The organism is Pseudomonas sp. AO-1 (assembly GCF_019775695.1).
GTDB classification, from domain to species: Bacteria; Pseudomonadota; Gammaproteobacteria; order Pseudomonadales; family Pseudomonadaceae; genus Aquipseudomonas; species Aquipseudomonas parakoreensis.
In genome coordinates this window covers 4,527,816-4,539,298 of sequence record NZ_CP079947.1, presented here as the reverse complement: position 1 = coordinate 4,539,298, position 11,483 = coordinate 4,527,816, and the positions used below count along the sequence as shown (strand labels likewise).

At 60.4% G+C, this 11,483-nt stretch carries 10 protein-coding genes; 3 read left to right on the top strand and 7 right to left on the bottom strand.

Translation table 11 applies throughout. From position 1 onward, the window contains the following. Positions 1 to 182 precede the first annotated feature (182 nt). The gene (locus tag KVQ82_RS20480) at positions 183 to 878 is read left to right on the top strand and encodes an HAD-IA family hydrolase (protein WP_108182142.1); all 696 of its coding nucleotides are present in this window, start codon (positions 183 to 185) and stop codon (positions 876 to 878) included. A gap of 79 nt (positions 879 to 957) precedes the next feature. Here KVQ82_RS20480 and KVQ82_RS20475 read toward each other — a convergent pair whose 3' ends face one another. Continuing rightward, complete coding sequence (locus tag KVQ82_RS20475; protein ID WP_222015484.1) at positions 958 to 1,704, bottom strand: 3-oxoacyl-ACP reductase family protein; 747 nt, start codon at positions 1,702 to 1,704, stop codon at positions 958 to 960. Positions 1,705 to 1,830: 126 nt separating this feature from the next. On the opposite strand from KVQ82_RS20475, the gene KVQ82_RS20470 reads away from it, so the two are divergent. Continuing rightward, complete coding sequence (locus KVQ82_RS20470) at positions 1,831 to 2,757, top strand: LysR family transcriptional regulator (protein WP_095669232.1); 927 nt, start codon at positions 1,831 to 1,833, stop codon at positions 2,755 to 2,757. Between the two features lie 116 nt (positions 2,758 to 2,873). Here KVQ82_RS20470 and KVQ82_RS20465 read toward each other — a convergent pair whose 3' ends face one another. The 3 genes from KVQ82_RS20465 to KVQ82_RS20455 form a co-directional block, all read right to left on the bottom strand. Next, positions 2,874 to 3,602 (bottom strand): aspartate/glutamate racemase family protein, encoded by a 729-nt coding sequence (locus KVQ82_RS20465; RefSeq protein ID WP_041067608.1) that lies wholly within the window; start codon positions 3,600 to 3,602, stop codon positions 2,874 to 2,876. Positions 3,603 to 3,655: 53 nt separating this feature from the next. Further along, complete coding sequence (locus KVQ82_RS20460) at positions 3,656 to 5,194, bottom strand: NCS1 family nucleobase:cation symporter-1 (protein WP_222015482.1); 1,539 nt, start codon at positions 5,192 to 5,194, stop codon at positions 3,656 to 3,658. 579 nt (positions 5,195 to 5,773) lie between these two features. Then, positions 5,774 to 6,508 (bottom strand): phosphoadenylyl-sulfate reductase, encoded by a 735-nt coding sequence (locus KVQ82_RS20455; protein ID WP_222015480.1) that lies wholly within the window; start codon positions 6,506 to 6,508, stop codon positions 5,774 to 5,776. 163 nt (positions 6,509 to 6,671) lie between these two features. Between KVQ82_RS20455 and thrH the strand changes: the two genes are divergently transcribed. After that, positions 6,672 to 7,289: a bifunctional phosphoserine phosphatase/homoserine phosphotransferase ThrH gene (thrH, locus tag KVQ82_RS20450; RefSeq protein ID WP_041067615.1), complete on the top strand. Its 618-nt coding sequence runs from the start codon at positions 6,672 to 6,674 to the stop codon at positions 7,287 to 7,289. 112 nt (positions 7,290 to 7,401) lie between these two features. On the opposite strand, the gene pabB is transcribed toward thrH, so the two are convergent. The 3 genes from pabB to KVQ82_RS20435 all read right to left on the bottom strand — a co-directional run bounded on the left by pabB (position 7,402) and on the right by KVQ82_RS20435 (position 11,478). Then, positions 7,402 to 8,745 (bottom strand): aminodeoxychorismate synthase component I, encoded by a 1,344-nt coding sequence (pabB, locus tag KVQ82_RS20445; protein WP_222015478.1) that lies wholly within the window; start codon positions 8,743 to 8,745, stop codon positions 7,402 to 7,404. A gap of 211 nt (positions 8,746 to 8,956) precedes the next feature. Further along, entirely contained in the window at positions 8,957 to 9,943 is a 987-nt protein-coding gene (locus tag KVQ82_RS20440; protein ID WP_108182146.1) for an alpha-L-glutamate ligase-like protein, read from the bottom strand. Continuing rightward, on the bottom strand, positions 9,943 to 11,478 hold the full coding sequence (locus tag KVQ82_RS20435) for an inactive transglutaminase family protein (RefSeq protein ID WP_041067624.1): 1,536 nt from the start codon (positions 11,476 to 11,478) through the stop codon (positions 9,943 to 9,945). Before KVQ82_RS20435 ends, KVQ82_RS20440 begins: the two co-directional genes overlap by 1 nt. Positions 11,479 to 11,483: the final 5 nt, after the last annotated feature.

The following is an 11,483-nucleotide window of genomic DNA, read 5'->3' as shown; positions in this document are numbered from 1 at the left end:
TCGGGAAAGTAGGCGTTATCTGTAGGGCTTTTCGCTAAACATCAGCGAGTCATTCCACGGCTCGTAAACATTGCCCGTTGCTCAATCTCTGCTGGCCTCGCTATGCTGCTGAACCCATTAATCAGATCCAAGCAGCGGCGCCAGCTGGGCCGCCCGGGATGTTTTTGATAACGGATCCGATGATGAATGCACCGATGAAGACGTTTGGCCCGATCAAGGCCGTGATTTTCGACATGGACGGTTTGCTGCTGGACACCGAAGGCATCTACACCGAGGTCACCTCGCTCATTGCCGAGCGTTACGGGCGGACCTTCGACTGGAGCGTTAAACAGAACATCATCGGTCGTGGCGCCAATGATCTGGCGAACTACGTGGTGCAGGCGCTGGATCTGCCGATCAGCGCTGAAGAGTTTCTGGTGATCCGCGAGCCGCTGATGCGTGAACGCTTTCCCAGGGCCCAGGCGATGCCGGGCGCGGAGGAGCTGATTCGCCACCTCAAGGCACACAACATTCCGATCGCCGTGGGCACCAGTTCGTCGCGGCAGTCGTTCGGCCAGAAAACCACCTTGCACCGCGACTGGTTTGCGCTGTTCGACTTCATTGTCACGGCGGACGACCCGGAAGTCGGCGCAGCCAAGCCAGCGCCGGACATCTTCCTCACTGCGGCCCGGCGTCTGGGTGTCGCGCCTGAGGATTGCCTGGTGTTCGAGGATTCGCCGTTTGGCGTTACTGCGGCGAAAGCGGCGGGGATGACGGCCATCGCGATTCCCGACGCGGCCATGGCTGATGAAAAATACGCTCACGCCGACGGGATTCTGCGCACGCTCAAGGCATTCACTCCGAGTGCCTGCGGTTTGCCAGCGCTGGAGTGGGCTTGATCTGCCAGTAAAGCGCTCATAAAAAACGCCGCTCTCTGTAAAGAGGTGCGGCGTTTTTTGTACCGGGGATTCAGCGCAATCAGGCGCCGAAACCACCGTCGATGGTCAGGCTGGCACCGGTGATGTAGCCGGCTTCCGGGCCCACCAGATAGGCGACGAAACCGGCGATTTCATCGGCAGTGCCGTAACGGCCGACCGCCATCAGCGGGATCAGGCTTTCAGCGAAATCACCGTGCGCGGGGTTCATGTCGGTGTCGACCGGGCCGGGTTGCACGTTGTTGATGGTGATGCCGCGCGGGCCGAGGTCGCGGGCCAGGCCTTTGGTCAGACCGACCAGTGCTGATTTGCTCATCGCGTACACACCGCCACCGCCGAAGGGCATGCGGTCGGCGTTGGTACTGCCGATGTTGACGATGCGCGAGCCTTCGCCCATGTGCTTGGCGGCTTCCTGAGACGCGATGAACACGCTGCGTACGTTGATCGCCAGCGTCTGGTCGAAGTCTTCCAGTTTGAAGTCTTCCAGCGGCGCGATGGCCAGGACGCCGGCGTTGTTCACCAGAATATCCAGGCGGCCAAAGGCTTCGACGGTGGCGCTGACGGCGTTGCGGATAGCGCCTTCGTCGGCGCTGTCGGCCTTGATCGCCAACGCTTTGCCGCCGTTGGCGGTGATGCTGTTTTGCAATTCTTCGGCCTTGGCGGTGGAGCTGACGTAGGTGAAGGCGACCGCGGCGCCTTCGGCGGCCAGACGTTTGACGATGGCGGCGCCGATACCACGGGAACCGCCTTGAATCAGAGCGACTTTGCCGCTGAGGTGTTGAGTGGTCATGTTCGATCTCCAGAAAATTCAAGGCGGGGTGCCTTGTTGTTGGAGCCGAGTATCGGCCTCGCATCGACAACCGTGTAGACCATGATTGCTATAGTCTGTGTAAACCAGAAGTTTATAGTGGCGATCATGGAAACTTTCAGCAGTATCGAATGCTTCGTGCGCAGCGCCGAAGTCGGCAGCTTTGCCGAGGCCGCCCGGCGCTTGAGCCTGACCCCGGCCGCCGTCGGCAAGAGTGTGGCGAAGCTCGAGGTGCGGCTCGGTGTACGGCTGTTCCAGCGTAGTACACGCAGCCTGACCCTGACCGAGGCCGGCAAGCTGTTTTTGAGTCAGGTCAGTGGCAGTCTGACGACGATTCAGAATGCGGTGGCCAATCTGTCGAGTGTGGAAGGACTGCCGGCGGGGACGTTGAAAGTCAGCATGGGCACGGTATTCGGGCGTTTGTACATCGTGCCGTTGCTGCAAGAGTTTTTACGTCGGTTTCCGGCGATCAACCCTGACTGGCATTTTGATAACCGTCAGGTCGACTTGATTGGGCAGGGTTTCGATGCGGCGATTGGCGGGGGCTTTGAATTGCCCCAAGGCGTGGTCGCACGCAAGTTGGCACCCGCGCATCGTGTGTTGGTGGCGTCTGCTGACTACCTGCAAAAGCACGAGGCGATTGCCGAACCGGACGATCTGCAACGTCACGATGGCATCCTGATTCGTTCGCCGCAAACCGGTCGTGTGCGCTCCTGGCAGTTGATCAGTAGCGGCAGTCAGCTCTGTCAGCCCTTGACCCTGAAGACGCGAATGACCATGAGCGACTCCGAAGCCGCCTGCGCCACGGCAGCGCAGGGGCTGGGGATCGCGCTGGTCAGCATGCCGTTTGCCGTGGGGTATCTGGAGGCTGGCACATTGCAGCGCGTACTGCCGGACTGGTACATCGATGACGGCAACATTTCGATCTACTACGCCGAGCACAAATTGTTGCCAGGCAAGACTCGGGCGTTTGTCGATTTTGTGATTGAGCAGTTTGCTCAGAAGGGGTTGGCGCAGCGGTTCAGTGCTGTTTGAGGACGGGTTGGGACCGAGTTGACCTTTTCGCGAGCAGGCTCGCTCCCACAGGGGATTTTTGAACGCCACAGATCCAATGTGGGAGCGAGCCTGCTCGCGAAGAACGATAACGCGGTCTACCGGGCAAACCGCTCCGCCCAGCCAATGATCTGTTTCGGCCGGGGCGTCGCATAGGTCCGCACCTTGGACGTCGACAACCCCAGTCGCACCAGCGATTCAGCAATGGTCACCGCCGCCGTCACGCCGTCCACCACCGGCACCCCGGTGCGGCGACGAATCTGTTCATCCAGCCCAGCCATGCCGCCGCAGCCCAGACAGATCACTTCGGCCTTGTCCTGGGTGACTGCCAGTTCCGCCTGTTGCACGATGGCTTCCAGCGCCCGTTGTGGCTCGTGCTCCAGTTCCAGCACCGCCAGACCGCTGGCCCGCACCGATGCACAGCGATCCCACAAGCCGGACAGTTTCAGCCGATCCTCGATCAGCGGCACAGTGCGATCCAGCGTCGTGACCACCGAATAGGCGTGGCCGAGAAACATCGCGGTACTGGCAGCGGCGTCGGTGATGTCTACCACCGGCACGTTGAGCAGTTCCTGCAAACCTTCGCGACCGTGTTCGCCGTAACCCGCTTGAATCACCGCGTCGAAAGGCTGGTCGTAGGACATCACCCGATCCATCACGGCGATGGCCGCCAGATAACTTTCGAAATTGCCTTCCACCGAGTCGGCGCCGAAGAACGGCGTCAAGCCGACGATTTCCGTGCCGGGAGACGCGACCGTCTGCGCCGAGCGGGCGATGGCCTGGGTGATGGATTCGGTGGTGTTGACGTTGACCACAAGAATACGCATGAGAAGTCCTTATTGCGGGCAGTTCAGCGGCCCAAACCCGGGCCGCAAGGAAGTTAATGGCTGACGTTGTCGACGGCGATCGATTCGCCGCTGACGTCGGCGTAGTGCGGCTGACGCTTGGCGATGATCAGGTAGAGCAGGGCGGCGATGCCGGCACCCACCAGCCAGGAGAACGGCGAAATGCTGTGGAAACCCGGGACCAGCGCCAGGACGATGGCAATCAGCGCTGCCGGAATGAACGCCGCCACCGCGCGGAAATTCACCCCGCGGCTGTAGTAATAGGCGCCGTCGGGATCTTCGCTGTACAACTGCGGGACGTGGATCCGGCCTTTGCGGATCAGCCAGTAGTCGACCATGATCACGCCGTACAACGGGCCGAGCAGGGCGCCGAGGCCTGAGAGGAAATACACGATCACCAGCGGGCTGTTGTAGAGGTTCCACGGCAGGATCAACACGGCGATGGTCGCGCTGATCAGCCCGGCGCGGCGGAAAGTCAGGTATTTCGGCGCCAGGTTGCTCAGTACGAAGGCCGGGGCGACGAAGTTGGCCATGATGTTCACCGCCACGGTGACGATGAGGAACGCCAGGCAACCGAGGACCAGAAAGAACGTGTTGGGGATCGAAGCGATGATTTCGGTCGGGCTTTCGATGATCCGCCCGTTGATCTGAAATTGCGCACCGCAGAGCAGGACGGTGATGGCAGCGAACACCAGAATATTCACCGGCAGGCCCCAGAAATTGCCGACCTTGATGGTCTTGCGGCATGGCGAGGAGCGGGCGAAGTCGCAGAAATTGAGGATCAGCGTGCCGTAGATCGCCAGCCACAGGGCGCCGCCGGCAAAGATGTTGCGCCACATCTCGCCACCGGTCAGCGGGTCGCGGATCGACCAGGCAATGGTCGCGTTGGCCTGGGTGTACATCCACGCAGCGAGCGCGGCAACGGTCAGCAGAATCACCGGCCCGGCAAAGGCTTCGTAACGGCGGACCATTTCCATGCCATAGGCGAGGATCGCCAATTGCACGAACCAGATCACCACGAAGCACACCCAGCCCAGCGTTGACAGACCGAGGATCGAGTTGTGGTCGTAGTCGGCGAACCCGGGGTGGATCGCCGTCAGCAGCACGCGAAACACCACCGACGCCAGATACGTCTGAATACCGAACCAGGCGATGGCGATCACCGCGCGAATCAACGCCGGAATCTGCGCGCCGTGAATGCCGAAACTGATCCGGCTGATCACCGGAAACGGCACCCCGGTTTTCTGCCCCATGTAGCCGGACAGGTTCATGAAGAAGTACACCAGCGCCGCACCGATCCCCAGCGACAGCAGAATCTGCCAGCCGCCCAGGCCCAACGCATACAGGCCGATGGCGAACGAGTAGTTGGCGATGTTGTGCACATCGTTGGTCCACAGGGCGAAGATGCTGTACTTGCCCCAGCGCCGCCCTTCGGCCCGGGTCGGTGCGAGGTCGCTGTTGTGCAGGCGTGGGCTCAGTTGTAGCGGGGCGGCCAGACCCGCGTCGGGCGATGGCTGGTCGAGGGCAGAGGCGGGCAGATTCAACGCGATGTTGTTGGAGAGACTTGTACGCATTCCGGCAGGCTCCTGATGGGCGGGGCCGCGATGACTGTGCATGAGCTCAGGGCTCGACAAATCTTCGTCGCGGCCAGCAGACATCACTGGTTACGGGGCATCTGCAGCCTGTACGGGATAGGGCGCTTCAGGCTTGCGGATCGAAAGTGTGAATAGATGTTTTGCAGTTTTGTATACAAAACATGTATGCACTAAAGCCAGATCTGTGCCAGTTAGCGATCTATGGAGCGTTGCGCTCATTTCGAAAAGTTATCGATGAGCGCTAAGTGGTTGAAAATATTTGGTTATAAATTGACCGATTGAACAGTTATTTATTTTTTGCGGGGGATTTTGCGGAGGTGGCAAGGCAGAGGCGCTTTGCCAAGGGATGTAACTTTTCAGGGCGTGAAAACAAAAAGTGCACACATAAATGGCACCGATGGTGACATTCGTGTGTACACATTTTTTCATGGCACCACGAAGCAAATGTGGGAGCGAGCTTGCTCGCGAAGGCGTCTTTCCAGTCAACAAATCCGGTGACTGTCAGAACGCTTTCGCGAGCAAGCTCGCTCCCACAGGGGGCATCATTGAGGCAGAGATTTACGCCTTGCTGATGATATTCCCCGCATGCAGCCCGCACTCTTTCTGCGTGGCTTCTTCCCACCACCAGCGGCCTTCGCGTTCGTGCTGGTTCGGCAGGACCGGGCGGGTGCAGGGTTCGCAGCCGATGCTGATGAAGCCGCGTTCATGCAGGCTGTTGTAGGGCAGCTCAAGCATGCGGATGTAGCCCCAGACCTCTTCGCTGGTCATTTGCGCCAGCGGGTTGAATTTGTACAGGGTGCGTTCCGGGGTGGAGAACGCGGTGTCGATTTCCAGCACCGCCACGGCGCTGCGGGTGCCCGGGCTCTGATCGCGGCGCTGGCCGGTGGCCCAGGCTTTGACGCCAGACAGTTTGCGGCGCAGCGGCTCGATCTTGCGGATGCCGCAGCATTCGCCATGACCGTCCTTGTAGAAGCTGAACAGGCCTTTTTCCTTCACGAAAGGTTCGAGTTTGGTGTAGTCCGGCGACACCAGTTCGATGTCGATCTTGTAGTGCTCGCGCACCTGATCGATGAAGCGATAGGTTTCCGGATGCAGGCGGCCGGTGTCGAGGCTGAACACCTTGACGTTCTTGTTCAGCTTCCAGGCCATGTCCACCAGCACCACATCCTCGGCGCCACTGAAAGAGATCCACAGTTCATCACCGAACTCGGCGAACGCGAGTTTCAGGATGTCCTGGGCGGATTTGTTGGCATAGGTCGTGGCGAGTTCCACGACATCGAACGTTGGGCTCATCAGGGCGGCTTCCTACAGGTCGGTGGCGCTGGGCGCTCTATATGGCGCCGATGGTAACAAAAAGCGGCGGAGTAAGGGGCGCCCGCTGCGTTGCGCGGTCGCGGGGGAGTCGCTAGAGTTCGGGCTCGCTCGACTCAATAATCACTACAAACGGGAGTGTCTTGTGGAAATTGCTTGCCTGGATCTTGAAGGGGTACTGGTACCGGAAATCTGGATCGCCTTCGCCGAAAAAACCGGAATCGAATCCCTCAAGGCCACGACCCGGGACATTCCCGATTACGACGTGCTGATGAAGCAGCGTCTGCGCATCCTCGACGAGCACGGCCTGAAACTCTCGGACATTCAGGAAGTGATCGCCACCCTCAAGCCGCTGGATGGCGCGGTGGAGTTCGTTGACTGGCTGCGCGAGCGCTTTCAGGTGGTGATTCTCTCGGACACCTTTTACGAATTCTCCCAGCCGCTGATGCGCCAACTGGGCTTCCCGACCTTGCTCTGCCACCGCCTGATCACTGATGACAGTGGGCGGGTGACCAGCTATCAACTGCGTCAGAAAGACCCCAAGCGTCAGTCGGTGCTGGCATTCAAGAGCCTGTACTACCGAGTGATTGCGGCAGGCGATTCGTATAACGACACGAGCATGCTCGGCGAGGCGGACGCGGGGATTCTGTTCCATGCGCCGGACAACGTGATTCGCGAGTTCCCGCAGTTCCCGGCGGTGCATACGTTTGCCGAGTTGAAGCAGGAGTTCCTCAAGGCTTCGAACCGCGACCTGTCCTTGTAACCCTCAATCCCTCTGTAGGAGCTGCCGAAGGCTGCGATCTTTTGATCTTGATTGTTTAAAAACAGGATCAAAAGATCGCAGCCTTCGGCAGCTCCTACAGGGTTTGCGTCATTCAGAGGTTTTGCAGGGTTTCGAGGAGGATTCGGACCTTGGTAATCGACTCCTGATACTCCGCCTGCCAATCCGAATCAGCCACGATCCCGCCACCACCCCAGCAACATACCTGCCCATCCTTGACCAACAGACTGCGAATTGCGATGGAGCTGTCCATCTCGCCGCGTACGTCCAGGTACAGCAGCGAGCCGCAATACAACCCGCGTCGAGTCGGTTCCAGTTCGTCGATGATTTGCATCGCGCGGATCTTCGGTGCGCCGGTGATCGAGCCACCGGGGAAACTGCCGGCGATCAGGTCGAGTGCGTCGCGGGCATCCGCCAGTTCCCCGGTCACGCTGCTGACCAGGTGATGCACGTTGGGGTAGCTTTCCAGGCTGAACAGCTCCGGTACCCGCACCGAGCCGATGCGGCAGGTGCGGCCGAGATCATTGCGCAGCAGGTCGACGATCATCAGGTTTTCCGCGCGATCCTTGGGGCTGGCCAGCAGTTCGGCGGCGTTGGCCGCGTCTTCGGCAGGCGTCAGACCGCGCGGGCGAGTGCCTTTGATCGGGCGGGTTTCCACTTGGCGCTGGCTGACTTTGACGAAGCGCTCTGGCGACAGACTCAACACCGCGTCGCCGTCCGGCAGGCTCTGGAAACCGGAAAACGGTGTCGGGCAAGCCTCGCGCAACGCGCAGTAGGCCAGCCATGGATCGCCTTGGCAGGTTGCGCGGAAACGCTGGGCGAAGTTGACCTGATAGCAGTCGCCGGCCTGGATGTATTGATGAATGCGCTCCAGCGCCTGGCGATAGTCGTCCGGCGAAAGATCGGCAGTCATCGGCGTGTGCAACTTGAACGGCGTCAGCGGCGCTGAGGTCGGTTGGCTGAACAGCGCGATCAGCCGTTGCCGCTCGCTGTCGGCCAGTGACGGGTGAAACACCAATTGACTGGTGGCGGTCTGGTGATCGCTGATCAGCGCCCAGTCATACAGGCCGAACCGCGCGTCGGGCAGTTGCAGATCGTCCCGGGCCAGGCTCGGCAGATTCTCCAGATGTCGGCCGAAGTCGTAGCTCAGATAGCCGATCAGGCCACCGGCGAAAGGCAGGTCATATTCGACAGGCAGTTGCGCTTCGCCCAGGCGAGTCAGATTATCCCGCAGGCGTTGCAGGAAAACGCCGCCGCTCTCATCGGGCAACACCGCCAGTTGTGCCAGCGGCCAGGCGCTGAGCAGGTCATAACGGCCACGGTCGGCACTCGGCCGGCCGCTGTCGAGCAGCACCGCACCGGGCGCATGGCGGATGGCCGCGAAGTAATCGGCGGGGTTGGCACGGTAGGGCAGCGGGTGTACGGAACAGGTCAACATGGGCGGGGCAGATCGGCCATCGAGGCGGGGTGGGGATTGTAGTCCTCTGCGTGAATTGCTCCTAGAGGGGATGTCGGGGATTGGCAGATCCGCAGCGGCCAACGAGCAACCTGTGGCGAGGGAGCTTGCTCCCGTTGGAGTGCGAAGCGCTCCCCAAAAATCTTACGACTGCTGCGCAGCCGAGCGGGAGCGAGCTCCCTCGCCACGGGGATCAGCCCTCGACCGCCGGAATATGCCCAAACATCTCCTGAGTAAACGCCACCCGCTCTTCAACCGACTCGGTCACACCACGCGCCTTCAGCGCCTCCAGGTGTGCCTCGACCGCATGCGTACGCTGAGTCAGCCCGCAGTCGTTGGCAATCTGGATATTCAGCCCCGGCCGCGCATTCAGTTCGAGAATCAGCGGGCCTTTTTCCTGGTCCAGCACCATGTCCACACCGATGTAGCCCAGGCCGCACAGTTCATAACAGCCGGCGGCGAGTTTCATGAAACCGTCCCAGTACGGCAGTTGCACGCCATCCACCGCGTTGGTGGTGTCGGGGTGTTTGTTGATGATGTTGTTCAGCCAGGTGCCGCGCAGGGTCAGGCCGGTGGCGAGATCGACACCGACGCCGATGGCGCCTTGGTGCAGGTTGGCCTTGCCGCCGGACTGACGGGTTGGCAGGCGCAGCATGGCCATCACTGGATAGCCCATCAACACGATGATGCGGATGTCCGGCACGCCTTCGTAGCTGATGCTCTTGAAGATCTGATCCGGGGTCACCCGGTATTCGATCAGTGCACGGTCGCGGTGACCGCCCAGCGAATACAGGCCGGTGAGAATGCTCGAGATGTGGTGTTCGAGCTCTTCGTGGGCAAGGATCTTGCCCGAGACCGTGCGATAGCGGCCTTCGAAGCGGTCGGCGATGACGATGATGCCGTCACCCCCCGCACCTTGAGCCGGCTTGATCACGAAATCGTTGCGCCCGCCGATGATCGCGTCGAGCTTGTCGATTTCCTTCTCCGTGGAGATCACGCCATACAGCTCCGGCACATGAATGCCGGCCTCGATCGCGCGCTCCTTGGTGATGATCTTGTCATCGACGATCGGGTACAGGCTGCGCTTGTTGTACTTGAGCACGTAGTCGGCGTTACGCCGATTGATGCCCATGATGCCCCGCGCCTCCAGAGCCTTCCAGGTCTTCCAGAAACCGAACATCAGGCGTCAGCCTTCTTCAGGAAAGCCTTGAAGCGCACCAGTTCGGTCAGGCGGTAACCGCGATAGCGACCCATCGCCAGCATGAAACCGACCAGAATCAGCAGGATCGCCGGGAAGGTAAACACGAAGTACACCAGCTCCGGCACAGTCATGATCAAGTGCGCCAGGGACGCCGCGAACAGCGTGCCGATCGCCACTTTCATGGCATGGCTGGCGCCGCGTTCTTCCCAGGTGATCGACAGGCGTTCGATGGTCATGGTCAGAATCACCATCGGGAACAGCGCCACCGACAAGCCACGCTCCAGCCCCAGCTTGTGGCTGAACAGGCTGATGGCGGCAATCAGCACCACCACGAAGGTCAACACTACCGACAGGCGCGGCAGCATCTGCAGCTTCAAATGTTCCAGATACGAGCGTAAGGACAGGCCCAGCGCGGTGATCACGGTAAACAGCAGGATGCCGAAGCCCAGTTGCGTTTCGCGGAAGGCCAGGGCGATCAGCACCGGGGTAAAGGTGCCGAGGGTTTGCAGGCCGATCAGGTTGCGCAGGATCAGGATCACCAGCACGCCGATCGGGATCATCACCATGATCATGAACGTCTGCTGGGTCTGCAGCGGCAGGCCGTAGAGCGAGTATTCGAGGAAGTTGGCATCGGTGTTTTCGTCGGTCAGCTTGGCCAGACGAATCGCGTTCATCTCGCTGTTGTTCAGGCTGAAGGTCACGTTGGCTTTCTTCGCGCCGTCGACGGTGATCAGGTTTTCATCACCGGTCCACCACAGCAGACGGTCGGTCGGCAGGCCTTGCTCACCGGTTTCCGGATTGAAGTACAGCCAGTCGTTGCCATTGAAGCTGCGCAGCCACAACTCCGGGGTTTGCGGTTGATCGGCAACGAGGCGGATGGTGTGGACTTTTTCTACCGGTACGTGGGCGATCGACAACAGCAGTTCGACGATCTTCGCCTTGTGCGGCGTCGACGGATCGCCGGCCAGCAGCAGTTTGACGTTGTCGTCGTTGACGTTGTTGACGCGTTTGATCGCTTCGCCGATGAAGGTCTCGACGTCGGCCGAGTGCTGGCGGATCGGTGCGAGCAGGGCTTCGGCAGCGATTTTTTCCGGGCCTTCGATGGCGATGCTGTCGCGGAAGGTCGGGCCTTTGATCTTGGATTTTTCTGCGGTATAGCGTTTGGTCAGCACCAGACGGTAATAAAGCGTCTGGTTGCCCTTGGCCCGGCGCGCGGACCAGGTGACCTTGCGGTTGCCGTCGACGCGGTTGACCGCCACGCCGTAATTATTGGAGATAAAGCTTTCGTTGAGGCTGACGTAATCGCGGCTCAGCGGCGGCACGAACATCTGGACTTTCACCGGATCCTTGGTGCTGGCGACGAACTCGACTTTGGCGTCGATGTTCCACAGGTCGTCGGTAGCGTCTTCGGTCACCGGGATGCCGAGCACGAAAATCTGATAGGCCGTAACCGAAACGCCCAGGAGCACCAGAATGGTGATCAGGATTTTCAGGTGGAAGGTTAGAGAACGCATGGAAA